This is a genomic window from Vibrio sp. La 4.2.2, from assembly GCF_027586995.1.
GTDB lineage: Bacteria > Pseudomonadota > Gammaproteobacteria > Enterobacterales > Vibrionaceae > Vibrio > Vibrio mediterranei.
This window is the reverse complement of the sequence record NZ_JAPPTJ010000001.1, coordinates 146,237-170,439: the sequence shown is the minus strand read 5'-3', so window position 1 is coordinate 170,439 and position 24,203 is coordinate 146,237. Positions and strand designations below refer to the sequence as shown.

At 42.8% G+C, this 24,203-nt stretch carries 23 protein-coding genes; 11 read left to right on the top strand and 12 right to left on the bottom strand.

What is annotated here, in order from left to right:
* The first annotated feature begins 160 nt into the window (after window positions 1–160).
* The 4 genes from OH456_RS00735 to OH456_RS00720 all read left to right on the top strand — a co-directional run bounded on the left by OH456_RS00735 (window position 161) and on the right by OH456_RS00720 (window position 3,903).
* Window positions 161–880 carry a curlin repeat-containing protein gene (locus tag OH456_RS00735; protein WP_270032593.1) on the top strand — a complete coding sequence of 240 codons (720 nt, stop codon included), beginning with the start codon at window positions 161–163 and terminating at the stop codon, window positions 878–880.
* Between the two features lie 89 nt (window positions 881–969).
* On the top strand, window positions 970–1,965 hold the full coding sequence (locus tag OH456_RS00730) for a hypothetical protein (protein WP_063603300.1): 996 nt from the start codon (window positions 970–972) through the stop codon (window positions 1,963–1,965).
* 537 nt (window positions 1,966–2,502) lie between these two features.
* Window positions 2,503–3,186, top strand: a complete 684-nt coding sequence (locus OH456_RS00725) for a LuxR C-terminal-related transcriptional regulator (RefSeq protein ID WP_063603302.1) — start codon at window positions 2,503–2,505, stop codon at window positions 3,184–3,186.
* Window positions 3,187–3,321: 135 nt separating this feature from the next.
* Window positions 3,322–3,903, top strand: coding sequence for a DsbA family protein (locus OH456_RS00720; RefSeq protein ID WP_051647578.1), 582 nt, complete (start codon window positions 3,322–3,324; stop codon window positions 3,901–3,903).
* A gap of 299 nt (window positions 3,904–4,202) precedes the next feature.
* Here the strand turns inward: OH456_RS00720 and OH456_RS00715 are convergent, their stop codons facing one another.
* Genes OH456_RS00715 through OH456_RS00705 form a run of 3 tightly spaced genes read right to left on the bottom strand, consistent with a single transcriptional unit; the run spans window position 4,203 to window position 5,960 of the window.
* Window positions 4,203–5,039, bottom strand: coding sequence for a CsgG/HfaB family protein (locus OH456_RS00715; protein ID WP_006069040.1), 837 nt, complete (start codon window positions 5,037–5,039; stop codon window positions 4,203–4,205).
* A gap of 17 nt (window positions 5,040–5,056) precedes the next feature.
* On the bottom strand, window positions 5,057–5,467 hold the full coding sequence (locus OH456_RS00710) for a curli assembly protein CsgF (protein WP_270032592.1): 411 nt from the start codon (window positions 5,465–5,467) through the stop codon (window positions 5,057–5,059).
* Between the two features lie 10 nt (window positions 5,468–5,477).
* Window positions 5,478–5,960 (bottom strand): curli production assembly/transport protein CsgE, encoded by a 483-nt coding sequence (locus tag OH456_RS00705; RefSeq protein WP_240645412.1) that lies wholly within the window; start codon window positions 5,958–5,960, stop codon window positions 5,478–5,480.
* Window positions 5,961–6,377: 417 nt separating this feature from the next.
* Here OH456_RS00705 and OH456_RS00700 point away from each other — a divergent pair, with 417 nt between their 5' ends.
* Both OH456_RS00700 and OH456_RS00695 read left to right on the top strand, forming a co-directional pair.
* On the top strand, window positions 6,378–7,016 hold the full coding sequence (locus OH456_RS00700) for a curlin subunit CsgB (RefSeq protein WP_270032591.1): 639 nt from the start codon (window positions 6,378–6,380) through the stop codon (window positions 7,014–7,016).
* Window positions 7,017–7,111: 95 nt separating this feature from the next.
* Window positions 7,112–7,846 carry a curlin repeat-containing protein gene (locus OH456_RS00695; protein WP_270032590.1) on the top strand — a complete coding sequence of 245 codons (735 nt, stop codon included), beginning with the start codon at window positions 7,112–7,114 and terminating at the stop codon, window positions 7,844–7,846.
* 388 nt (window positions 7,847–8,234) lie between these two features.
* On the opposite strand, the gene malK is transcribed toward OH456_RS00695, so the two are convergent.
* The gene (gene malK, locus OH456_RS00690) at window positions 8,235–9,344 is read right to left on the bottom strand and encodes a maltose/maltodextrin ABC transporter ATP-binding protein MalK (RefSeq protein WP_031493156.1); all 1,110 of its coding nucleotides are present in this window, start codon (window positions 9,342–9,344) and stop codon (window positions 8,235–8,237) included.
* A 723-nt stretch (window positions 9,345–10,067) separates the two neighbouring features.
* Here malK and malE (OH456_RS00685) point away from each other — a divergent pair.
* The 4 genes from malE (OH456_RS00685) (at window position 10,068) to OH456_RS00670 (ending at window position 15,126) form a co-directional block, all read left to right on the top strand.
* Window positions 10,068–11,249 (top strand): maltose/maltodextrin ABC transporter substrate-binding protein MalE, encoded by a 1,182-nt coding sequence (gene malE, locus OH456_RS00685; protein ID WP_006069033.1) that lies wholly within the window; start codon window positions 10,068–10,070, stop codon window positions 11,247–11,249.
* An 85-nt stretch (window positions 11,250–11,334) separates the two neighbouring features.
* Window positions 11,335–12,906, top strand: coding sequence for a maltose ABC transporter permease MalF (malF, locus tag OH456_RS00680; RefSeq protein WP_124941881.1), 1,572 nt, complete (start codon window positions 11,335–11,337; stop codon window positions 12,904–12,906).
* Between the two features lie 11 nt (window positions 12,907–12,917).
* Window positions 12,918–13,808, top strand: a complete 891-nt coding sequence (malG, locus tag OH456_RS00675; protein WP_006069031.1) for a maltose ABC transporter permease MalG — start codon at window positions 12,918–12,920, stop codon at window positions 13,806–13,808.
* A 394-nt stretch (window positions 13,809–14,202) separates the two neighbouring features.
* A complete protein-coding gene (locus OH456_RS00670; protein WP_270032589.1) occupies window positions 14,203–15,126 on the top strand; it encodes a cation transporter in 924 nt (307 codons plus the stop codon).
* On the opposite strand, the gene OH456_RS00665 is transcribed toward OH456_RS00670, so the two are convergent.
* On the bottom strand, window positions 15,107–15,355 hold the full coding sequence (locus OH456_RS00665; protein ID WP_006069029.1) for a hypothetical protein: 249 nt from the start codon (window positions 15,353–15,355) through the stop codon (window positions 15,107–15,109). The genes OH456_RS00670 and OH456_RS00665 overlap by 20 nt on opposite strands.
* A 99-nt stretch (window positions 15,356–15,454) precedes the next feature.
* Window positions 15,455–16,348, bottom strand: a complete 894-nt coding sequence (locus tag OH456_RS00660) for a LysR family transcriptional regulator (protein WP_270032777.1) — start codon at window positions 16,346–16,348, stop codon at window positions 15,455–15,457.
* Window positions 16,349–16,472: 124 nt separating this feature from the next.
* Here OH456_RS00660 and OH456_RS00655 point away from each other — a divergent pair, with 124 nt between their 5' ends.
* Window positions 16,473–18,101 (top strand): glycoside hydrolase family 13 protein, encoded by a 1,629-nt coding sequence (locus OH456_RS00655; RefSeq protein WP_270032588.1) that lies wholly within the window; start codon window positions 16,473–16,475, stop codon window positions 18,099–18,101.
* A 76-nt stretch (window positions 18,102–18,177) separates the two neighbouring features.
* Here OH456_RS00655 and OH456_RS00650 read toward each other — a convergent pair whose 3' ends face one another.
* The 6 genes from OH456_RS00650 to OH456_RS00625 all read right to left on the bottom strand — a co-directional run bounded on the left by OH456_RS00650 (window position 18,178) and on the right by OH456_RS00625 (window position 24,162).
* On the bottom strand, window positions 18,178–18,336 hold the full coding sequence (locus tag OH456_RS00650) for a hypothetical protein (RefSeq protein WP_156020507.1): 159 nt from the start codon (window positions 18,334–18,336) through the stop codon (window positions 18,178–18,180).
* 335 nt (window positions 18,337–18,671) lie between these two features.
* Complete coding sequence (locus tag OH456_RS00645; RefSeq protein ID WP_124941884.1) at window positions 18,672–19,097, bottom strand: phosphate-starvation-inducible protein PsiE; 426 nt, start codon at window positions 19,095–19,097, stop codon at window positions 18,672–18,674.
* A gap of 213 nt (window positions 19,098–19,310) precedes the next feature.
* Window positions 19,311–20,486 carry a maltose/maltodextrin ABC transporter substrate-binding protein MalE gene (gene malE / locus OH456_RS00640; protein WP_006069025.1) on the bottom strand — a complete coding sequence of 392 codons (1,176 nt, stop codon included), beginning with the start codon at window positions 20,484–20,486 and terminating at the stop codon, window positions 19,311–19,313.
* Window positions 20,487–20,676: 190 nt separating this feature from the next.
* Window positions 20,677–22,467, bottom strand: a complete 1,791-nt coding sequence (locus OH456_RS00635; protein WP_443088620.1) for an alpha-amylase family protein — start codon at window positions 22,465–22,467, stop codon at window positions 20,677–20,679.
* A 206-nt stretch (window positions 22,468–22,673) separates the two neighbouring features.
* Window positions 22,674–23,159: an acyl-CoA thioesterase gene (locus tag OH456_RS00630; RefSeq protein WP_006069023.1), complete on the bottom strand. Its 486-nt coding sequence runs from the start codon at window positions 23,157–23,159 to the stop codon at window positions 22,674–22,676.
* Window positions 23,160–23,247: 88 nt separating this feature from the next.
* On the bottom strand, window positions 23,248–24,162 hold the full coding sequence (locus OH456_RS00625) for a DMT family transporter (protein ID WP_270032586.1): 915 nt from the start codon (window positions 24,160–24,162) through the stop codon (window positions 23,248–23,250).
* Window positions 24,163–24,203: the final 41 nt, after the last annotated feature.

The window sequence follows — 24,203 nt, the reverse complement described above, 5'->3', positions numbered from 1 at the left end:
GTCATTCCTACTCTTTCCTGTTAACTATTCTCATCTACTTGCTACCAAATTAATAACCCTAGTTAGTTTATTGGTGTTCTGATGGATAAACTTTAAGCTTGATTCAAGGTTTAGGTTTATATGCAACGTCAGATTGCTGAGGCTAGGAAAGGGTATTCCCATGAAAATGGAACAATGGCTTACCGTTCTATTTAAAACTCCAGGTTTGTTTAAATACAGCGCTTTATTTAGTTGGATAGTTGTTTATCTTTTTCTATCTGAAAGCGTCGTTATTGCTGGCGAAGTGAACACCTCTAAAGTAATTGTACATACTGTCCCATTTGAGTCTGGAGAGTTTTTAACCGGTGTTACTGACGCTACTCTGTCGAAGTATGGGTTTGAAGAAGCCAACAATTCAGATTTGAGTACTGAGTCAGATCTTGATAATTATTCAGATATAAATATAGCGAATGCTACATCGGCACAAGTAGTCATCTTGCAAAAAAGCTATGGGTCTGATGGGAAAAATAAAGCAAAAGTCAGTGTTTCTGGGGCTGGGAATCGTGTATTGGCAGCACAACTAGGAGGCAGGAATGAAGCCTACATAGCGCAAGAGGGCAATAATAATACAGCTATTGTAGGTCAAGTTGGCTGGGATTTAAGTTCAGAAAGTGTCGCCGTTGTTATCCAAGAGGGTGATGATAACGAAGCCTACATTGGTCAAAAGCGATACAGAAGTGCATCTAGCAATGTCAGTGTTAATCAAATTGGTAATGGGAATATTGCAGCGGTAGTCGCCGGTTCAGGTGCAGACCTTGGAATATCTCAAGTAGGAAATGGAAGTGAGTTAATAATTAATGCTTCCGGTTCAATGGGAATTTACGTCAATCAAACTAATTAGCGGCGTAGTATGTTGGTGGGTTGATATAAATACGTGCTTCTTAAGAAGTATATGTCGACAAGGAATTATAAAGGATTAAGGTTGTTATTATGAATAAATTAGCATTAGCTGTAAGTATCTCTGTTATATCAGGTTCGGCGATGGCTACTGTAACTCAGACAGAAGTAGATTTTAATGGATATGATGTAGAAACGTTCGCTAGACCGGATAACCAATCAGTTATTCTACAATCTAATAACACTACAAGCTCTGTTGTGATTCAGCAAGGTTCTAAAGGCGATTATGACGCTAATATATCTGTTGTAGATATGAGGCTTCAAGGGTGGGGAAAACGAAATAAAGTTTATGTTAATCAGGAAGGAGGCGATGGTTTCTTCCCTAGCGCACAGGACTCGTTGGTAAGAATAGCTGGGACTAGCGGAGGCGCTAAAATTACAGTTGATCAAAATGGGAAGTACAATGACTCGCAAGTAGTGTTGTCCGGTGATGCTGATAATAATACGGTTGATGTGACACAAACGAATGGCAACTTTTCTGAAGGTAACTGGTCTGATGTGGCAATATCTGGTAGTAGCGACTTCAATAAGGTTGATATAGATCAAAATGGTAGCGGTAACATATCAGAAGTGAGTATTTCAGGTGGTAGTAGCGGCTCGTCGGCAGATTCGCAGAAAGTTAAAGTAAACCAGAAAGGAAGTAACAGTCAATCATACGTGAATCTTTATGATGCAAGTGTTGATAATGATGTAAATATCGACCAAGATAATGACGGTCATTATTCCAATGTTAGTATTAATGGTAACCTGAATGATATTGATGTTAAACAATCAGGTTCGGCGAGTGATACATCTGATATTGCTCTCTATGGCGAAAGTGATAACAACATAATTAATGTTACTCAATCTGGCGACTACTTCAGTAACAAGTCCGAGATTAAACTTTATGCTTCCTCTGGAAATGGAGTGGGCGCGGCTAACCATATTAATTCGGTGGAAGGTATTAGAGTAATTCAAACTGGTGGTGACATTTCCACTATTGTTATGAACAATTCCACTAATAGTGCTATTTACGTCAATCAACAGTAACTTTGATGGTTGATTTGTTAACTAAAGGACCCACAATTGTATTTTGTACAATTGTGGGTCTGTATTCTTCTAATGGTTTGTCTACTTTAGTAAGTACAGACATCCAATGTCAACGTAACCTTAATAGTAACCAAGTTACCATTACACAGCACACTGAAAGTGAAGGTGTCACGTTGAGAACTCAGTCGGGCTCTTCGATATTTATTTCTCAGAATGGAGGTATTTCAGTATATGAATTACCGACTTCTCAATTTCCTCTGCTTTTAGAAAGCGTATCCAACGTACGCTGGGAAATTCGTAGCGACTGCATGGTAACTGAAGTAGGCGCATCTCAAGATTTCACGGAGTAACAGGCTTGCTAAAGATACTCAGTCAGGCATATATCTAAACTTTCTCACTACTGAGACTCTAACTCTAACTTACTGTAATTCCACAAATAAGACTTATTCTTCGGGCTTAGCGCCAGATCCGCTCAATAAATGCTCTGTTATACTTCACAGAATACGGCGTACTAAGCATAGTTACAGGGAGTTGGTTATGTCTGTTGAAAAGGATAGCAACAACGTGCACGCATTATTGTTAGCAGAGAATAGTCTGCAATCCGGTTTGCTCAAAGATTCAATAGAGCAAAAGGTTCCGATCACCATTAGGTTAATGTCTGCTGAGAAGCTTTACCGCTCACGAGATGATGTGGTTGAGAGGGATGTGCGCTTTATTATCATTGATTACGCTGCCATTGGTCATGGCACTGCCACTCACTATCACGAGATTATAGAGAGTATGGACAACAGCATCAAAGAAATTTTATTAAATGCGCCCAGTGACCTAGAACACGCGGAAATGCTTAAATGGCAAAACCTGGTTGGTGTCTTTTATGCCTCGGACACTATTGAAACGTTGGTTTCGGGCTTTGAGCGCATTTTAGCTGGGGAGTTGTGGATGAGCAGAAAGCTGGTCTACGAGTACGTGAATTTCTATCGTCGTCGTCAATGCTCAAAAACCAGCCCGTATTATACCAAGCTAACGAAACGAGAACAGCAAATCATTAAGCTGCTTGGCGATGGAGCGTCTAATACAGAGATCGCCGATACTCTATTTGTTAGTGAGAATACAGTGAAAGCCCACCTTCATAATGCATTCAAGAAAATTAAGGTCAAAAACCGTTTGCAAGCATTGTTGTGGGTGAAGAACAACATAGCATCTAGTGAATTCGTTCAATAGTGTGACTATCCGCTGAGCCGAAACAGAGCCTCTTTTTACCGCACGTTGTAACCATTTTCTAACAGTGTCTGATTTCACTAGAAATAGATGCTGTTTTATCGTGTGCACATTTCCATATTTTGAGTGTGGCACGTGATGAAAAAATCTCTCCTATTTTGGGCATTTAGCTTGTTGTCGACCGCTGTATTTGCTGGTCAGTTTGAAAAGGGTAAGCACTATGTAACCTTGCCTCGACCTCAGACTATTGAATCTCAGGTTATGTTATTCCATTCACCTTATTGTGGTCCTTGCGCCATGGTTCACGGGCCATTGGTGGATATTGTTCAAAAACATGACTTAACCTTTAACGAAGTTGTTGTAGGTATGGGGCCTGTCGGTCGCGACGTTCAAGAAGCCTTTGTGGTTGCCAAAGGGCAGGGCACAGAGCAAGCATTTATTGAAGAGTTGATTCATAGAATTCACTTTCGAAGGGATCAAACGCCAAGGTTTCGTAGTGATATTGTCGATGTCTTAGAAATGTGCGGTGTTAATTCCCAACCTTTTGAGGAGCGCTGTGAGCAAATACAAGATGAAGTCGATGACTTTAACAGTTTAATAAAGGAGTATAGGGTTCGAGCGACACCGACGATAATTGTAAATGGTAATCAGCAAGTCATATTGCACCAATTGAGTAGCTTAGAAGAATTAGAACGCCTTATTGTGGAGTTAACAACCTAGTGGTTCAACAAGACGTGCATATCACTTTGTTAAGTGTAGTTATATTGATAGCGCCCATGCTGCTTAGTTGGAACCGTTCAAACCGAATGATGGTCATTGGCTTCAATATGTTGGGTGTTATCTGTATTGCTGCGGCATGCCACTATTGTTATCACCCCTTAGCGTACCTTCCATTCTTTATGTTAGGGCTCACTTGTTGGATGTTTGCAGTCGGATTTGCGGTTAATAATCGATAAAAAAACAGGGCTACGGGTAAGTTCCATTTTCCGCATAGCCCTGTTTGCTGCTTACTCGGTTAGCTATAAAATTTCCGTTTTAGCTTGAGAGTATTTGGCGATAATCGGGTTAGACATTGCATCTGGATCACCAGATGACCACATTCCTCTTTCCATCCCTTTGACAATTAGATGTATAACAGCGGCGTCAATAGCCGACATAATCGCGATATTGACGGGCTCATTGTTGCTGTAACCCAACTCAATTTCGAGTAGCTCTTTATAGTCAATGAATCGGAATGCGCCCAAACCAATTTCATGAGAAGAGATGGTTTTTGAAGTAGTTATACTTAGCAAGACTTGTCCACTACGCACGTCGACTGCTCTAAGGTTGACGGTAACTTGGTCAGTTCGATATTGACCTGAAGCACCTATGCCTAAGTATTTTGCACCTGCACCGCCAGTTCGTATATTGGAGTCATACGCGACAATACCCCCTTCAATCACCACATTAGCGGAGTTAAGTGACGATAGATCCGAACCATGATTTGAGATCACTTTGTCTTTTTTCTGAGCTGCTCGAATAATCTTACGCTCAGTTAGTAGGTTTTGAAGGCCTTCTCGCTCAAGTGGAACAAACCATTGAGAGTCTAGTAGTGATGTTGTCAGCAATGACGTACCACCCTGAGGTACTGCAGTAGAGAAGTTACTATTAGGCTGAGGCTTATATTGGCCTGTCTGGTCACGGAAATCATAGACAGAAACTAAGATTTTACCTGCTGGTTTGGGTAGCGCGATCAAGTCGGTGTAAGTAGCGCCTCGTGGCATTAATTTAGGCTCTGCAGAGGTATCAGGTATATCCAAAGAATGTGCGCAGCCACCAAGCATTAATGCTAGGCTCAAGTAAATTAGACCTTTCATAATACGTTCCTTGTAAATTAGAGGTCGGGATTAAGTCCAGAAACACTGATTTCAGTGGATTCTCCAGTTGCCTTGTCGACTATCTGAACCAATAAAGTGCCTGAATCATCAACGACATTAAGGAAGAAGTCGTCAGTTTCCAGTTGGCCAGTATTGCCATTACCAATATCTGCCAATAATTGGCTAATTAGTCGGGACTCTAAGCTTGAAGCAAGCCTATCTAGTGCTGATTCTTCTTCAAAATCAAACGAACTCGCGTTCGGGTCTTGATAGTCGTTAATTGCGTTCGCATGATTGATCAAGATCGTACTGTTTAATGGGTTTCCCCCAAAGGTAGGATTAACTGGGGTGTAGACGAGTTCACTCGCAAGTGCTAATGGAGACCCCAATATTCCAAATAACGCGAGTTTAGTTGATAAATTTGCCATCCTTGCCGCCTTAAAATTCATCGTGTTCCAAATCAAAGGTGTCCATGTAAAGACGCTCAGCCTGCCATCGGATAATGTAATTACCCACGACTTGTAAGGCATCGTTTGCCCGGTCTTTAGCCTGTCTTCGACCTGGTGACAACGCTGTTCTGTAGATAGCTTTTCGAGAATGGTATACCTCAATAATACTGCCGGAAAGCGCTGTCGGGATTTCTTTGATAGTGAGATTTTCTTTAAGGTCAGGGTATCTATCATTAAGTTGTTGAGAGAAGAAAAAGTAAAAGTCTTCCCCTAAACGAGTGATAGTTCTATCGACAATAACACCACTAACTTCGCTAAAGTCGTTAAACGGAACCTTAAGTTTGTCTCCTTGCCCTTCTATCTTTTTACCGTTTTCTAAGGGAGCCCCGTTTTCAATACCATTATTGGTTCCTGCCCCTAAAACAGAAGAGGCAAACAAACACACGGTACTCATAAGCAGCAATAACTTCATGTTGGCTCCCATTCAAAAATCCGTTTAAAAAATGAGAAGAGTGAGTTCAATTGAACTTAGATAAATAGTAACTCAAAGCCTTTTTTCACTGCATAAACTTTAGCACTAGTTATTATGACTTTTTTTTCATACTTCGGTTCTTTTGATTGCCTAATAATTACTTCAAATATCCAAGGTTTATTTCTTACAAATCAATTTAAGTTTAGTGTGACTAAAACTACTTGTAATTAGAATTCTAAATGTCATCGGTTCTTATTTTACAGGCGCAAACTCAATCATTGTTTGAAATCACAATTATTGTTTGAAACGCAACACAACCTTTTTAAGAATCGTGAAGTGTTAAATCCGAAGTCTGCGTTCAGTTAACTCAGAAGCAGGATGAAAATCGATACATTTGGCAATTCAGGGAAAGTCGCAATGAATGCTTCGATAAAAACGAAACTTCAAACGGTATTAGGCGTAGCGTGCTTAGTCGCTAGTGCTAGTGCTGCGAGTACAGCTCTGGTTTTTGCTCCCAACGGAGGGGTTGAGTCTCACGGTGTTTTCTTACATGGAGTAAACGAGGATATCCAAAGTGATTTCAATGATTTACTCAATACTGTAGATGACATCGATAATTATTCAGAGGTGCACATCACTAACGCCACTGATTCGCTTGCGGTTGTAGTTCAGGATAGTCCGGGGAACTCAGCAGGTAACAAGGCGAAAATAGTACAAAGCGGTAGTAGCAATACTGCCCTAATTGGTCAGAAAGGGGCAGCAAATACCGCCTATATCATTCAAGAGGGTGATAACAATGCAGCGGCGATAGGTCAACTTGGAAGAAATGGGCAAGCTCTTGTTGCCCAAAAAGGAGACAATAACTTAGCGGTAATCGGTCAAGCAAATATATTTCATCCTTCGAGCAAACTCAGTATTAATCAAGAGAACGATAACAATATTGCGTTTGTCGCTGGTTCAGGTGGTGCTAATTTAGGTGTTTCCCAGAATGGCGGGGATAACATATTAATTAATGCATCAAGTGCAATGAGAATTTACATAGACCAATCTAACTAGCGCGCGGTATTAACGTTACTTTGGTTTAGTAAATGACTTCTTTTTATAGAAGTTATAGTCGACATGGAAACTTAAAAGGAAATAAGGGTTTTATTATGAAAAGGTTAGCTATTTCAATTTCAGCTCTTTTAGTATCAGCTTCTGTAGCTGCCGTACCAACTGTACCGGGTGTTACCGGCGTACATATCAAAAATGCAGTTGCGAGCTATTCATTGCCTGCTGGCGATAATTCGGCGTTGGTGCTAATGGACGGTGGTGACTATGGTGATGTATCTATCGTGCAAGGTGTTGTGCCTTTGAGCGATGGAAACCTAGCCGTTGTGGATTACACTGGAAGCGGTAATGATAACAACACATCTATTCAGCAAGATCGTGAAGATAACAACGCGTTAGTTCAAGCTTACAATGGCAGCCGAGACAATGACGTAGAAATCATTCAAAACGATGATGGTCGCGCGTGGGTTATGTTTAAAGGTGGTAGTGACGATAATGACGTTGAAATCTTGCAAAGAGGTTCGAGTAACCAAGCTCGCGTTGCTATGAGAAATAGCAGTGATGATAACGATGTCGACATCGATCAGAAAGGGTCCAATTTTGTGGCAAATGTAGGTCTGCGAGCCAACAGTGACGATAACGAAGTGTACATTCTACAAAAATCTGGACATAGTAATTCTTTAGCTGAAGTATCGTTAGTAAACGCGGACAATAACGATAATGGCAACAAGTTCAATGATACATCCGGTATCTACATCGTCCAAACAACGGGTGATTACGCTGGTGTATTTATTTCGAATGCTGACCACAACGCTGTCTATATCAAACAAAATTAATGAAGCTTCACTTAATCCAAAGAGCGGCGTATATCGCCGCTTTTCTTTGTTTATTTTCGTACCAAAGTTACGGTCTTTCGGAACCACTTCAATGTACACCTCTTACGGATAACACGATCCAGCTCATATTCGAGCGTCCGCTTAATAGCGGAGAATTGTTAGTAACTAGTCACGAAAGGACAATTTTGAGTATTAGAATGAATGGAGGAGCAACAGCCTATCAGTTAGTTAAAGACTACTTCCCCGTAACAGTCACTGAAGTTGATAGTCAAAGGCAATGGGAAATAATAGAGGACTGTACGATAGAGGTGAAAAAAATCCCCCAATCTCATTAAGATAGGGGGAAATTACTATTAACAAAGGTGATTATATTAGATAGCTAGTTTCGTTATACACCCGCTTCTTTATACAAACGACGACACGCCTTACCATCACTATGGAACAAGTGGCAACGATGTGCAGGGATACCAATCTTAATTCGGTCACCGACTTCTACCTCAAGAGTGTCTGGTTGACGGTAGATAACGTCAGCATCAGCACTTTCTAGATTTAGATAGACTTGAGTCTCGTTGCCAAGCTTCTCGACGATCATAACTTCGCCTTCAACTTTAGCATCGCCTTCCTCTTCAGAGACAAGGTGTTCTGGACGCACACCCAGAGACATACGGTCACCTTTGTTTACGGTTGTCCCGTCCACTGGAATCCAGAATGAGTCGCCGTCAGAAAGCTGAACTTTTACGCGCTCTGCTTCGACTTCGTCGATGAATACACTCATGAAATTCATCTTTGGAGAACCAATAAAACCAGCTACAAAACGGTTGTCAGGATAATGATAAAGCTCAAGTGGTTTACCGACCTGTGCCACATAGCCAGCATCTAGGACAACAATTTTGTCAGCCATAGTCATCGCTTCTACCTGATCATGCGTTACATAGATCATGGTGCAGCCAAGTTGACGTTGCAGCTTAGTGATTTGCGAACGCATGTTGACACGCAGCGCTGCATCAAGGTTAGACAGGGGTTCATCTAACAAAAATACATTAGGTTGAGATACCAAAGTACGACCAATCGCTACACGCTGGCGTTGACCACCAGAAAGTGCTTTAGGCTGACGCTCTAATAGATGACCTAATTGAAGAATTTCAGCAGCGTGTTCAACACGGCGGTCGATTTCTGCTTTATCTGCTTTAGCGAGTTTAAGGCCAAACGACATATTGTCGTATAGATTAAGGTGAGGGTAGAGTGCATAAGACTGGAATACCATACCTACGCCGCGCTTTGATGGTTCTACATCATTCATGCGCTCATCACCAATATACAAATCACCGGACGTGATGTCTTCTAAACCTGCGATACAACGTAGTAGAGTTGATTTACCACAACCTGATGGACCGACAAAGACAACAAACTCGCCTTCGTTGATTTCTAGGTCGACATTCTTGGAGATCAGTACGTCGCCGTACGCTTTACTAACATTTTTTAACGTGACACTCGCCATGTAGCTCGTCCTCGATTCATTTTTATATCTTTCTGTCGGTCATTATAGAGATAAGTCGACAGGTAATAATAGTAGGAAATTGGTAAGTGATTAGGGTATTGCTCGATTTTGTTAAAAGGCCTTGTCCTTTGATTGTCTATCTAGCCCCTGATGGAAAGAAAAAAGGGCGGCGCTGTACGATATGGCGCCACCCTCAAAGCCAAGACTTCGCTAGTATCCCCCGACATAAATTGAAGTTCTCCCCCGTAAAATAAATTACCACTAGTACTTCAATTTATGACTACTTGGCGAGTCCGGCGATGCAAACCCAGCATGTGTTTCGTATGAAACTCAAGGAGCACATGGCTCTTACTGGTAAAGGGTTCTTACCATCCACTCTTGGATGACTGCAGTTTCCTTGATTCGTGTAAGTCGTACATCCTCCTGATAAAAATAATTGTGGGGGGAGTAGGAAAGGAGGAGGGGTTAGGGGAGTAGAAAAGCCATATGAGATCCAGTTCAAATAATTACTCCTCATAATGGTGAAACATGTCACAACAGAAGATTGTTTTGTGATGTTGATCTATAGTTCTTGCCGACAGAGATCACGGAAATCATTGCTACTCCAAAGGGCGTAGAGAGTAGGAGGATGAGACCTTGCTGTATTTTTTAGATGATACTCATCGAAATTTAGGAAAATCCTCTGGATGACCCTGCGATCAAAACTATAAAAAGGATATGAACATGAAAAAAGCCCTAAGCACTGTAGCTCTAGGTACACTAGTTGCTCTTGGTTCTTTTGGTGCAAATGCTGCTATCGAAGAAGGACAACTCACTATTTGGATCAATGGTGATAAAGGTTATAACGGTCTTGCAGAAGTAGGTAAGAAGTTCGAAGAAGACACAGGTATTAAAGTGACAGTTGCTCACCCTGATGGTCTAGAGAGCCGCTTCCCTCAAGTTGCAGCGACTGGTGACGGTCCTGATATCGTGTTTTGGGCTCATGACCGTTTCGGTGAGTATGCTCAAGCAGGTTTGCTAGCTGAAATCAAACCTTCTAAAGAAGTTAAAGAAGGCATCATTGATTTTGCATGGGATGCAGTTAAGTATGATGGCAAGATTATCGGTTACCCAGTAGCGGTTGAATCCCTATCCCTAATTTACAACAAAGACTTGGTTCCTAACCCACCGAAGACTTGGGAAGAAGTGGAAGCACTGAATGCGAAACTTGCAAAAGACGGCAAGTCCGCAATCATGTGGAACCTAAAAGAACCGTACTTCACATGGCCACTAATGGCGGCTGATGGCGGTTATGCATTCAAATACAACGGTGGTACTTATGACGTTAAAGACGCAGGTATTGCTAAAGATGGCGTGAAAGACGCACTTTCATTCGTGAAGGGCCTTGTCGACAAAGGTGTTATCTCGGCAGATATGGATTACTCAGTGTCTGAGTCTGCGTTTAACCAAGGTAAGACTGCGATGACGATCAACGGTCCATGGTCTTGGGCGAATATCGAGAAGTCTGGCATCAACTACGGTGTTGCTACTCTTCCTAAGTTCAACGGTCAAGCATCTAAGCCTTTCGTTGGCGTACTAACTGCGGGTATCAGTACTGCATCACCTAACCGTGACTTAGCGGTTGAGTTCTTAGAGAACTACTTACTGACTAATGACGGTCTACGTTTAGTTAACAACGACAAGCCACTAGGCGCAGTTGCGCTAACTTCATTCCAAGAAGAGCTAGGTGCTGATGAGCGTATCGCGGCGACAATGGATAATGCGATGAACGGTGAAATCATGCCAAATGTTCCACAAATGAGCGCGTTCTGGGCATCCGCTAAAAACGCTATCGTGAACGTGGTTGATGGACGTCAGACTGTTGATGCTGCTGTAGCAGATGCAGAAAAGCAAATGACTAAGTAACTATTGATATTAGATCTACCCTTTTAAGGAGGGGGCAACCCCTCCTTCTTTTCTATTTTTTGTATTATCGCTAGCAGGTCCTTTTATGCAGTCAGTTCAAGGTACAGATGCCATGTCAGCAACAACCGCTACAGTTCCGAGCAGCAAGAAAGTATTCATTAAGTGGGGACTTCTTGGCTCAGTTGGTCTAGTGAACGGTTACGCGACCATTCTTATGTATTCACGCGGTGAGCTTGCCTTTGCAATGCTTACTGTGATCTTAACCGCTCTGGCACTCTATATTTTCGGCAGTAAGAAAACTTACGCTCACCGCTATATCTATCCAGGTATTGCGGGCATGATTCTCTTTATTCTTTTCCCATTAGCGTATACCGTCGGACTCGCTTTCACTAACTACAGTGCGAAAAACCAACTCTCTTTGGATAGGGCACAAAGCGTCTTAATGCAGCGCACATTCCAAAGCGGTGAAAGCTTCTCTTTTGATTTGTATAAAACGGATAATGGCCATCGTATTTACGTTAAAGACGGTGACCAGCTGCTCGTCACGCCTGAGTTTGATATCTCAAGCCCTAAAGCAGAGTATGACCTTTCTGAAGCTCAGTCTCAGTCGGGTGAAAAAGAGAAAATTAAGGCGATCATTCAAAACCGTTCAGCGCTAAATACTATCGATCTTCACATGCCAGATGGCGCTGATATTAGAATGAGTGGCCTACGTAAGTTCGCGTCGGTACAACCATTGTTTAGCAAAATTGAGGGTACTGACGATCTTCTGAACAACAAGACGGGTGAGACATTCCGTCCGAATATGGAAGTTGGTTTCTATCAGCCTATTGATACGAATGGAGAGTTTACTGGCAATACGGTTTCTCCGGGTTTCATCGTTGATATTGGTACGCACAACTTTGAGCGTGTTTGGAAAGACGATGGTATTAAAGAGCCGTTTATTAGCATCTTTATTTGGACGGTTGTGTTCTCAGTACTGACAGTGATCTTTACTCTGGTCATCGGTATGGTGTTGGCTAGTGTGGTTCAATGGGAGGAACTGAAAGGACGTGCGGTGTATCGCGTACTGCTTATTCTTCCATATGCGGTCCCAGCGTTTATCTCAATCCTTATCTTTAAAGGTCTATTCAACCAAAGCTTTGGTGAAATCAATATGGTGTTACAGAGCCTATTTGGTATCAGTCCAAGCTGGTTCTCTGACCCAATTTTAGCGAAAACCATGGTGTTAATTGTTAACACTTGGCTTGGTTTCCCTTACATGATGATCCTATGTATGGGTCTACTAAAAGCGATTCCAGACGATTTGTATGAAGCATCGGCGATTGATGGAGCAAACTTCATCCATAACTTTACACGCGTTACTTTGCCATTGATGATCAAACCACTAACGCCGCTTTTGATTGCAAGTTTTGCTTTCAACTTCAACAACTTCGTAATGATTCAGCTATTGACTCAAGGTGGTCCAAACATGATTGGTACCTCTGAGCCTGCGGGTTATACCGACCTACTAGTAAGCTATACCTACCGTATCGCGTTTGAAGGTTCGGGTGGTCAAGACTTCGGTCTAGCAAGTGCGATTGCAACGCTTATCTTCCTATTGGTTGGCGCGTTAGCTCTACTCAACTTACGTTTCACTAAACTTGAGCAAGATTAAGGAATATCACGATGCCAATGGTACAAGGTAAATCATTAAAATACCGAGTGTGGGCAACCCATATTGCACTTTGGGTGTTCCTATCACTTATCATCTTCCCACTGTTGATGGTAATCGCAATCTCTTTCCGCGAAGGTAACTTTGCGACAGGTAGTCTGATTCCGGATAACCCATCGCTAGAGCACTGGAAACTGGCGCTAGGGTTCTCTGTCACCAATGCAGATGGTTCGGTGACACCGCCGCCATTCCCAGTACTAACTTGGCTGTGGAACTCGGTGAAAGTAGCAGGCATCTCATCGATTTTGATTGTGGCTCTGTCAACAACGTCAGCTTACGCTTTTGCACGCATGCGGTTCCCTGGAAAGAGCACCATTCTTAAAGCGATGATGATCTTCCAAATGTTCCCGGCAGTACTGGCGTTGGTTGCGTTATATGCACTATTCGACAAGCTTGGTCAGTACATTCCTTTCTTAGGATTGAACACGCATGGTGGTCTTATCTTCTCTTACTTAGGCGGTATTGCATTGCACGTATGGACGATTAAAGGCTACTTTGAAACGATTGATAACTCGCTAGAAGAAGCTGCAGCACTAGATGGTGCGACTCCTTGGCAGGCGTTCCGCTTAGTACTGTTGCCACTGTCTGTGCCAATTCTAGCGGTAGTCTTTATCCTGTCGTTTATCGGGGTGGTGGGTGAAGTACCAGTAGCATCATTACTGCTTTCTGATGTAAACTCATACACATTAGCGGTTGGTATGCAGCAATATCTGTACCCTCAGAACTATTTATGGGGCGACTTCGCGGCAGCGGCGGTATTGTCAGCATTACCTATCACAATCGTATTCTTACTTGCGCAGCGCTGGTTAGTGGGTGGTCTCACAGCTGGTGGTGTTAAAGGATAATAACGATAAGGGTGAGCGCAAGGTCACCCGTTTTTTTGTCTTGTTTGACACTCAATTGGTTTGGCCGCCGACAAGTCAGATAAGATCACTGGTGTTACGTATAGCTGGCTGTTACCAGGATTCCTTACTATCACGAATAACAGTTTCTTGTAACCGATGCCTGAGCTTAGTCTCGGGCGTTTTCTTTTCTAGCCATCAATTCTTTTCGTCCATTAAATTGTGACCTAATAGGAATAGCCGTACGTCCGTTCATTACCTATTGTTATTATTGACAATTAATGCTGTTAAAAGCAGCAGTTGGCTTGTGTTGTCGTAGGCAGTCTGTGTTCGGTGTGTTATAAGTTTTAACAGACCTGAAATAGGTAGCCAGTTTGTCTGAAAAAGGGAGAATCAGATGACAAGAATCACGGAATCGAAAGCCTTAATTTATTCAGCCGTTGGGGCAGGCCTGTTAGCGCTGTGGGGCGGTCTAATGGCAATGATTTCTGGGTCAAGTGCCATCTTGCTTGACGCCTCGTTTAACCTATTATCAGCTGTGGTGTCTTTCGCCTCTCTGCGCATTGCAAAGTTAACTGAATCTGGTACATCACGAAACTACCCGATGGGTTTCTTTGCCTTTGAGCCACTTATTGTTGTCATCAAAGGAATTACTATATTAATACTTATTGCGTTCGCAGTCGGTAGTAATATTCCGGTTATTCTTGCAGGAGGCCGTGAGCCGGCACTTAGTTTAATGGCAATTTACGTCTTTCCTGCCGTGGCGTTGTGTGCTTTTCTCTATTGGATTTGTCACCTAGGACACAAACAGTCAAACTCCGACATTCTAAAGGCAGAAAAGAACGCTTGGTTTATCAATGGAATCATTTCGGGAGCTATTGGGGTAGCACTGATCTTGGTGATGTTGATTCAAGGGACATCGTTTGGATGGGTAGCACGCTATATCGACCAAATTCTTGTTGTGCTATTTAGTTTGGCCTTCATTAGTGACCCAATCAAACTTATCAAAAATGGTATGCGTGAACTTACTTTAGCCATGCCTCCGATAGAGCACACTAAGCCGATTTATCGGGGTCTGAAAGGTTTAGCTCAGGAGTATGAGATTGAGATTGTCGATATCTTTATTGCTAAGCTTGGTCGAAAAACTTGGGTGTCTGTGTATGTGGATCCTAAGCGTGAATCGATGACATTCAAGAGCTATGAACGATTTGTTGATGATTTGAGGGCTAAGGTAGATAAGCCTTACACCATGACCGAGGTAGACGTCATCCTTAAACGCTCACCAACAACAGCAAGTGAGACTAACTTAGTTCACGACTAGAGGGTGCACATCCCACGTACTGGAGCAGAACGTAAAGACTTTCTTGCTCCAGTGCGACTCGTTGTAACAAATCAGCAAAGACATCGTCGCCACCAAAGCACGCTTTGATATAGTGATTGATCTCGTCTCTTTGATAACCTTCCACATACATCGTTCTGATCCATTGGTACTCGACAGATTTTAAGTTAGTAAGTGTTGTTTCACTTAACGTGATGTCGTTGAGGGTCAAGCCGAGCTCCTATCTCTTTTGGCATTAAAGTTTGGCGATTACATCAAACTTTAATGAAAGAAAAATGACAGTTGCGTGACTTGACAGTGAATTGACAAACTAGACTATTGATTCAACATTCTGTTTCAAAAGGTAAATTAGCTCGTTCACGCTGTTTTTATGTTCACCAAGCTTGGTATAAATCCCGATATTGCCTACTTTTTGCCTATCAATATGGCAGGCTTTCAAACCTAAGCTTGCTAACCACTGTTCCGCTCTGTGACTGTATGGCATAACTGCTTGAGTCATATGAAGCATGTCTATACTGGCTAATACAGAGTCTACATCGTAGACAACTCGTTCTTCTAAAGAGCCATCATGAGGTAGGCCATTAGACAGCACGGATTGGTGTCGGGGGTGGTTCGGTGTCACTCGAAGCAATGGAAACTGATCTATCTCGTTTGGGTCTGCATTCGATTTCGCTAACGGGTGTTGTTGTGATACGTAGGTTGCTTCGTAATCTTGGAAAAGAGGTTGGAAGGCTACACGGCAGTCGTCAGAGAGCTCCAATACCTCATGACCTATAAATAAATCTATATCACCCCGTGTGAGGTGGCTCAGTAGGGAGAGGTTATTACCAAACTCAAGATGAAACGAATTTGCTGGGTTTAATGACTGATAATCCTTTACCGATTGACGTACAAATCGTTCCCACCATACCTCTCCAGTACCGATTTTTATCTTGCCGAATTGGCGTTGTTGCATGTCATTAAATTGATGTTTGAGAGAGAAGTATTGTTCCTGCTGTTCTTGCGCAAACGCCCGAAATTTCTCGCCATACGGTGTGAGTTCAACACCTTTCGATAATCGATTAAATAGAGGTGCGCCCATTTCGGATTCCAATTTTTTTATCGCGGATGTCAAAGACGGTTGACTGATAAATAGTTCATCAGAGGCTCGTTTGATGTTGCCATGCTTTGCGACTGCTAAGAAGTACTTTAGCGATTTGTTGATAGCCATGTTGCGCACCAAGGTGTTATATAAAAATTCTATATGATTATACGTATATTCTATTTTCTTTCCTACTGAGCAATGCGTAGAGTGATGGAATAAATTAAGCCTATTAAAGGAATTGAACATGGAAAAAAGATGGTGGCATAACTCCGTTGTCTATCAGATTTACCCGCGCAGCTTCTGTGACTCCAACGGTGATGGAATTGGAGACCTAAACGGTATTCGTTCCAAACTAGACTATTTAACTGAACTCGGTGTGGATGTGATTTGGTTATCGCCTGTCTATCAATCTCCAATGGACGATAATGGTTATGATATCTCAGACTATCAAGCAATCGCACCCGAGTTCGGCACAATGGAAGACATGGATGCCTTATTAGCGGAAGCCAAAGAAAGGGGCATCAAAATCGTCATGGATTTGGTAGTCAATCATACCTCTGACGAACACGAATGGTTTAAACGCGCTTGCGAGTCGAAAACCTCGCCTTATCGAGACTATTATGTTTGGCGAGATGCAAAGCCGGATGGCAGTGCACCGAGTGATATGGGCTCAATCTTTGGTGGGAGTGCTTGGGAGTGGCACGAGCCCACACAGCAGTATTACTTACATTTGTTTTCGAAAAAACAGCCGGATTTAAACTGGGAAAACCCTAAAGTACATGATGAAGTTCATAAAATGATGAACTGGTGGATCGATCGGGGGATTGGTGGTTTCCGATTAGATGTCATTGATTTGATTGGCAAAGAAATTGATAACGGTATTACGGGTAATGGACCACGCCTACACCCTCTACTTAAACAGATGAACAATGCCACATTTGGCGACAAAGATTTGCTAACGGTAGGAGAAACTTGGGACGCAACGCCTGAAATCGCCAAGCTTTACAGCGCGGAAGACCGCGAAGAGTTATCGATGGTGTTCCAGTTTGAACATATAACCTTGACCTGGACGAATGGTGACAAGTGGAAGCCTGCGCCGTTAGATCTAAAGGCATTCAAACAGGTTCTGACTAAGTGGCAATTGGAGCTTAAAGGGACCGGCTGGAATTCGCTGTTTTGGAATAATCATGATTTACCACGAGCGGTGTCTAAGTATGGAAACGACGGCCCGTATCGAGTGAAATCGGCCAAAATGTTAGCGACAGTATTACATTGCTTAAAGGGCACGCCTTACATCTATCAAGGCGAAGAGATAGGTATGACGAATGTGAAGTTCGACAATCTTGAGCAATATAAAGATATTGAAACGCTCAACTTTTACAAGGTAAGAACCGAAGCAGGTGTGAGTCATGAAGAGATGATGGCGGCGTTGGCTGAAAACAGTCGTGACAATGCTCGTACACCAATGCAATGGTCAAATGAAGCCAATGCAGGGTTCTCTACTGCCGAACCTTGGATCGAGGTCAATCCGAACTACACAGCCGTGAATGCTAAGCTTGATAGAGCCTCGAACGAATCAATCTATGAGTATTACAAAGCACTTATTGGTCTTCGTCGTGAGTTTGAGGCGGTGGTTTACGGCGACTTTATTCCTTTACTCGAAGAACATGACAAGGTATTCGCTTACCTACGTCAACATGGAGAGCAAACCTTACTTGTGGTGGCAAACTTTAGTGATGAGAGTGTTGATGTCGATTTAGGCATTGAGGCTCCAGCTCAATGTACAGAGTTATTGTCAAACGCAAGCATTGATTTCTCAGATTTTAGTTGCCTTACTTTAAAATCTTATGATGCAGCAGTACTGCGTCTATAGAGCCGAGGTTTAAAATGGAACCAAAAAGGCGAGAACTCAAGTTCTCGCCTTTTTGGTTTTCAATTGGCTAACTCAGTTAGTACGGCTGATTATTCTCGCTGTCGCGCTCTCTATCCACGTCTAATTCGTAAGAGTATGGGTCATAGGCGCAATCGCCGATATCATTCCTAGGACACACATGTTCAGTGTTTCTCTCTACCATAGGGGTGTTACACATAGGGCAAGTACGATCCATTTTCTATCTCCTATATTCACCTGACGTGAGGTTGTGAAGCCTATACCGTTGCCCAAAAAAGACATACGGCTTCCATTTTTACGTCGAGTGATCTGGAAAGATCTTTTCTCGACCTCTAATGATATAGACAGCTATCTAGATGAATTCAATGGCACTTTTATGAATGACCTGGAGAGTGTGATCCTGCGTTAACAATTACAAAAACGTACAGAGCTCTGTTACATAGATATTAGTTTGAATTTATGAGGCTTTTTCCCAAATTGCGATGAAAAAGCCCGAATCAGTCGGAAATCGGTTGAAATATTTGCTAACAGTAATCTATTGGCAGAGCGGAGTTACTCATCTGGTTGATTGGTTTTGTCGTCCACGTAAGGCCAATAATGATGACCGACCCTGATAAGTATTGTCGCCGCTGCCAAAATAAACGCAGCAAGAGACAGCCAAACGATAGGGACAGCGTCCAACTCTTTCATTCCCAGCGTGATATAACGAGCTATAGCCATCATAGCAATGTAGATAGGGTAACGTACTGGGATTTTACCGTTCATCACAAACTGTTGGACCATCGCTAGCACTTCCAAATAGATGAACATCAGCAGAATATCAGTCAGCAGAACGCGACGTTCGGTGAAGACGTGCATGAACTCTTCAATCATCGCAAATAGCGTAGCAAGCGTGATTGCAACCAACAAGACAGCCTCAAGAATATGGAAGACTTTTAAGAAAGGCTTACTAAATGATTTTGGTAAATGGGAAGGCATGAAATTTCTTCGATAATAACTGGTTAACCTCTACCTTAGCATAGATGCGGTACACTCGCGTAGTTCTATAATCGGTAACAGTCAGATATAAAAGCGATTATGGTGCAACTTACTGAGTTGATGAGAACTTAAATATATTAGCGGGAAAGGTAAGGCGATCAAAAAAGCCCGCTTTTTTACGACGGGCTTGACCTACGATCAAAACAGTTATAGCTATCTTAAAATTTGCTTCTCAGCAGTTGTGAGCGCATCTTCAACCGTTTGGCGTCCGTTAAGTGCATTCTCGATAGCAGCACCCTCTGAAATCCAATATGTCATCATTTGTGGGATGGCTGGCATAATCTCACCGTTTTCGGCATTGAGCATTGTGGACTTAATGCGAGCATCGGATTCTAGAGAATTCTGGAATGTCTTAAGTGTCACAGCACCAAGAGGTTTGTCGTTGTTTATCGTTTTAAGAGCCTCGTCGGTAAACAGGTAATTTTCGATAAACTCAACCGCTAAATCCTCATTTGGACTAGCTGAGCTGATACCGGCACTCAAAATGCCAACAAATGGATTGGATTTATTACCATCTAGAGTAGGGAATGTCGCCACACCGTAATTTAAGCCTGCTTTATCTAAGTTGCCCCATGACCACGGTCCATTGATGGTCATTGCCACATCGCCTTTCGCGAATGCAGATTCGGCATTCGCATAGTCCATACCAGGGTCGACAATACCTTTCTTTTTCATATCAAGCAGGAAGGCTAGGTTTTTGCGAGCTTGTTCGCTGTTAATACCAACGTCTGCTGCGTCGTGACCATTTTCAGTTTTCTTAAATGAGTAGCTTCCTGCAGAGACGATAGGCCAAGTGAAATACGCATTTTTTACATCCCACATGATGGTTTGTTTTCCTTGCGCCTTCATGTTCGCTTGGATAGCAGGGAGCTCTTCCCATGTTTTTGGCGGTTCTGGTAACAAGTCTTTGTTATAAATAAGAGATATTGCTTCGATGGCAAGAGGGTAGCCAATTAACTTACCGTTGTAATTAACGGCATCCCAACTGAAATCGACCAGTTTTTCTTGAAATTCTTTGCTTGGTTTTACTTCACGTAGCAAGCCTGCTTCCGCATAGCCGCCAAAGCGGTCGTGAGCCCAGAAAATAATGTCAGGACCATCGCCAGTTGCCGCAACTTGTTGAAAGCGAGACTCTAAAGACTCTGGAAATTGAACGCTAACTTTAACGCCAGTGTCTTCTTCGAACTGACGACCAACTTCTGCTAAGCCTTCATAGCCTTTGTCACTGTTGATCCAAATTAGTAATTCACCCTCAGTTACTGCGAATGCTGGTGCTGCCATTAACGTCGCTAGTGCGATAGCGGACAAGGATGTTTTTAGATTTTTCATTGTTACGATCCTGACTATTTGTAATGGCATTAGAATAAACCTAATTTCGTTAGCACAAAAATAGGCTTTTTAATGTATGGTATAGTTTTTATCTATTTCATGGCGGTTAAATGTGATTTGAGTGGTTGCCAATAAAAAAGCTCCAACGCGAAGGTTGGAGCTTATACACTTTTGTGTTTAGGGCTCAAAATTACCTAATGTCTGCGAGCTGCAAAATATGTGATGTGAGTGGTTTTAATGGTTGTGAGATATGTCCTTCACCATTTTTAATTTCAACCTCAAACTGAACATTGGAGTTTAATAAATCCTGATAGACATAATGTCCATCAGCCAGCGTCAATGTAGTAACGACCTCAGTAGGTAGCGTGATTGGCTGTGTAGTGCTGTGCGTTGAATCGAAGTTTAATAGGATAAGAGCATGTTCTTTTTGAGTGTATCGAGCATAACCGTAAAGTTTGCTAGCTAAACTGCCGTGCGTTTTATCCTCATCTATTTTTAATGGTTGCATGGCCCCCGTTAAGGCTGGGCAGGTCAGCGCAATGTTCATTAGTTTTTGATAAAACTGACGCAACGCCAATTCATCCGAAGATGATTGCCCTCCATCAAATTCGCCGCCATTCATCCAACGCTGATGGGTTGGAACACCGATATAGTCGAAGATAGAGGTTCGAGTTGGTTGTCCAAAACCGGCATACTCTGCACCAGCTTCTCCAACTTCTTGACCAAAATAGATCATTGTTGGAGCATTGCTAATCGTCGCGGAGAGCACCATGGCAGGCAGAGCAGCCTGGGCATTGGAAGCAAACTCGCTGCAAGGTATACGCTGCTCGTCGTGATTGTCTAAGAAGTGAAGCATGTGGGGTTCTATATCGTTCAGTTCTTCTTGAATTCGAGTGATATTTTGAGTATTGCCACGCCCCTGAATGATATCTTTCAAAGCGTCGTAAAGGTCCACTTTGTCATAGAGGGCATCCATCTTGCCCAGCTGAATATAATCTCGATATAAATGCGGTTGATACACTTCTGCAACTAAAAAGGCATCTGGATTGACCTTTTTGATTGATGAATTCATATAGCTCCAGAATTCTACGGGCACCATTTCGGCCATATCATATCTAAATCCATCGATACCCTGTGATAGCCAGTAAAGTGCGATGTCACGGAACTTTATCCATGAGTTTGGTACGCGCTTATCTTGCCAAAACTCAAAATGTGCTTGGCATGACTTGTGGCGATAAGTTTGTGGTAGTTCCGGAAAGTCTTTGCTGCCATCAGGACGAACACCATAGTTAACTTTTATGGTTTCGTACCAATCGTCTGCATTTGGTTTGGCGAGTCGAGAGCCATTTCCGGTCCACTTAGCAGGAAGTTCTTGATATGGTTCTCTTAGCAAACGATGCTCTTCACCACCAAGTGGTTGAAGGTGCTGTGGAATATCGGGAAGTTGGAAGGCTTTACCTGGAATATAGTAGAAGTTGTTATCTACCGCGTATTCTACGCTCACGTCATCATCAGCACCAAAATCACGGATTCCAACTGGGTTATTTAAACCTTGGTAGTGTCTCGCCACGTGATTGGGCACAATATCGATAATAACCTTCAAGCCTGCTTCATGTGTCCTTTGGATCAAAGACTGAAACTCTTGATTACGTTTGCTAGGGTCATCGGCTAGATCAGGATTAACCGAGTAATAGTCCTTTACTGCGTAGGGAGAGCCAGCTCTACCTTTTACAACGGCAGGGTGATCGTTTGAGATGCCAAACTCAGTGTAGTCTGCGACCAATGCATGATGAGGTATGCCTGTATACCAAACATGGGTCATGCCGAGATCTCGAATTGAGTTTAGCGCGGTTGGGGTGATATCGCTGAATTTACCCACGCCGTTTTCTTCGATAGTACCCCACGGTTTGTTGTTTGAGTTTTTATTGCCATAGAGTCTTGTGAAAATTTGATAAAGATGGATTTTAGTTTTGTGGTTCATACTCATCTCACAGTCAAAGTAGAGGTCTGGATATAGAAAAAATCTATTATATGATGAGAGTGTAGAGTAAGGCTGAGACAAAAAACTCATCCTTTTAGGTTTAAAATAGGGGCGTAGATGTGAGTTGTGTGACAAAAGCAGATAATGGTTAACACATTATCTGCATCCGTTGGGGCGATGTGTTGGGCTGTCGGCTTTTATAAACGCTATTTAAGGTATTTAACGTGCGCTTCCATCTCCTCGCCAATCTCTTTGCGCATATTCATCAGTCTGATTGCTGACTCACGTAGTTTGATGTCTTCATCGGTTTCAGGAATCCATTCAGGAACTGAAGTTGGTTTTCCATCTTCATCGACGGCGACCATGATGACGATGCAGTGTGTGGTGAGACGATTTTTAAGTTCTTTGGGATCGCTTGCTTGCACATCAATGGCGATGTGCATTGAAGAGCGTCCTGTGTAAATGACTTTAGCGCTGACTTCCACAAGATTACCGACGTGAATCGGTTGAACAAATCGAATTCCGCCAGCATAAGCGGTAATACAGTATTTACCACTCCAAGCTGCCGAACAGGCATAAGCGGCCAAGTCGATCCATTTCATTACCGCACCACCGTGCACTTTCCCGCCAAAGTTTACATCACCAGGTTCAGCAAGAAAACGAAGGGTGATATCTCTTTTGCCACGACTCATTTGAACATGTCCTTATTGTTATTTGGGCTTCGCTGAGTATGACAAAATTGTTAACAGTAGGCTACAGAGATTGTGCACCCGCTGGAGTTTATTGCTTATCTATGGTCAGGTTTTGCTCCACGGTATCAGTTGCCGATTTACGACGTCTCACTTTCACTTGAGATAGAATTACCCCAGATATCACCATTAACCCACCAATGACGTGGAATTGAGTGATAGTTTCGCCTAATAGGACTGCAGCGAGTGCAACCGCAATGACAGGTAGCAAATTCATAAACATTGCGCTGTTGTCTGCTCCAATTAAGTCAATCGCTTTAACCCAGCATAGTGGTGCAATCAGCGAGGCCAATAAACCTGCGTAGGCGATTAGTGGCAGAGATGCTGACGTTGGCATAATCGTCTCGCTAGTAAGCAAGAGAGGAAATAGCATTATGACGGCAAACACGCCTTGTGTATAAATTAACATCCAGCTAGACAACTGCATTTTCCATCGTTTCAACAGTACGCAGTATGTAGCGTAAACAAAAGCGGCGAGAACCATCAACAAGTCGCCCTGAGCTACGGTTTGATGCATGAAGAAAGCAACGTCGCCTTGACCTAGCATGAAGGCAAGTCCTGCTAAAGAAATCACGCCGCCAGCAATACTGAGCATGGAGATTTTTTTACCAAGTAAAGGGACAGACATGAACACACTGATAAGCGGCACTAAAGAGGTGATCAGCGCCATGTTGGAAGCAGAGGTTGTCAACGCTGCGTAGTAGCCTAACGATTGGTTAAGCACCATTCCAAGTAACGCAAGAAAAGCGAGTTTGCCACTGTTGCGACGAATTTCAGGCCAATAGCGTTTTAACTTTGGTAAGCAAAACGGTGTCATGACTAACATAGCGAGAGCCCAGCGATAAAAACTCATCGCGCTTGGTTCGATAGTCGACGCGGCGATCTTATTAACAATGGCATTCCCACCCCAGATGAGTACGGTTAGGAAAGGTAGTAAGTAAACCATTGTGAGCCTCGTCGCGTTTTGTGAATTGATGTATAGTGTGA

What these genes read in the sequence shown, in the direction of transcription:
- OH456_RS00700 (WP_270032591.1), top strand. Translation starts at nt 6,378, where the DNA reads ATGAATGCTTCGATAAAAACGAAACTTCAAACGGTATTAGGCGTAGCG.
- OH456_RS00695 (WP_270032590.1), top strand. Translation starts at nt 7,112, where the DNA reads ATGAAAAGGTTAGCTATTTCAATTTCAGCTCTTTTAGTATCAGCTTCT.
- malF (WP_124941881.1), top strand. Translation starts at nt 11,335, where the DNA reads ATGCAGTCAGTTCAAGGTACAGATGCCATGTCAGCAACAACCGCTACA.
- OH456_RS00645 (WP_124941884.1), bottom strand. Translation starts at nt 19,097, where the DNA reads ATGCCTTCCCATTTACCAAAATCATTTAGTAAGCCTTTCTTAAAAGTC.
- OH456_RS00725 (WP_063603302.1), top strand. Translation starts at nt 2,503, where the DNA reads ATGTCTGTTGAAAAGGATAGCAACAACGTGCACGCATTATTGTTAGCA.
- OH456_RS00730 (WP_063603300.1), top strand. Translation starts at nt 970, where the DNA reads ATGAATAAATTAGCATTAGCTGTAAGTATCTCTGTTATATCAGGTTCG.
- OH456_RS00655 (WP_270032588.1), top strand. Translation starts at nt 16,473, where the DNA reads ATGGAAAAAAGATGGTGGCATAACTCCGTTGTCTATCAGATTTACCCG.
- OH456_RS00710 (WP_270032592.1), bottom strand. Translation starts at nt 5,467, where the DNA reads ATGGCAAATTTATCAACTAAACTCGCGTTATTTGGAATATTGGGGTCT.
- malG (WP_006069031.1), top strand. Translation starts at nt 12,918, where the DNA reads ATGCCAATGGTACAAGGTAAATCATTAAAATACCGAGTGTGGGCAACC.
- malK (WP_031493156.1), bottom strand. Translation starts at nt 9,344, where the DNA reads ATGGCGAGTGTCACGTTAAAAAATGTTAGTAAAGCGTACGGCGACGTA.
- OH456_RS00650 (WP_156020507.1), bottom strand. Translation starts at nt 18,336, where the DNA reads ATGGATCGTACTTGCCCTATGTGTAACACCCCTATGGTAGAGAGAAAC.
- OH456_RS00705 (WP_240645412.1), bottom strand. Translation starts at nt 5,960, where the DNA reads ATGAAGTTATTGCTGCTTATGAGTACCGTGTGTTTGTTTGCCTCTTCT.
- OH456_RS00635 (WP_443088620.1), bottom strand. Translation starts at nt 22,467, where the DNA reads ATGAACCACAAAACTAAAATCCATCTTTATCAAATTTTCACAAGACTC.
- malE (WP_006069033.1), top strand. Translation starts at nt 10,068, where the DNA reads ATGAAAAAAGCCCTAAGCACTGTAGCTCTAGGTACACTAGTTGCTCTT.
- OH456_RS00720 (WP_051647578.1), top strand. Translation starts at nt 3,322, where the DNA reads ATGAAAAAATCTCTCCTATTTTGGGCATTTAGCTTGTTGTCGACCGCT.
- OH456_RS00625 (WP_270032586.1), bottom strand. Translation starts at nt 24,162, where the DNA reads ATGGTTTACTTACTACCTTTCCTAACCGTACTCATCTGGGGTGGGAAT.
- OH456_RS00735 (WP_270032593.1), top strand. Translation starts at nt 161, where the DNA reads ATGAAAATGGAACAATGGCTTACCGTTCTATTTAAAACTCCAGGTTTG.
- malE (WP_006069025.1), bottom strand. Translation starts at nt 20,486, where the DNA reads ATGAAAAATCTAAAAACATCCTTGTCCGCTATCGCACTAGCGACGTTA.
- OH456_RS00715 (WP_006069040.1), bottom strand. Translation starts at nt 5,039, where the DNA reads ATGAAAGGTCTAATTTACTTGAGCCTAGCATTAATGCTTGGTGGCTGC.
- OH456_RS00670 (WP_270032589.1), top strand. Translation starts at nt 14,203, where the DNA reads ATGACAAGAATCACGGAATCGAAAGCCTTAATTTATTCAGCCGTTGGG.
- OH456_RS00630 (WP_006069023.1), bottom strand. Translation starts at nt 23,159, where the DNA reads ATGAGTCGTGGCAAAAGAGATATCACCCTTCGTTTTCTTGCTGAACCT.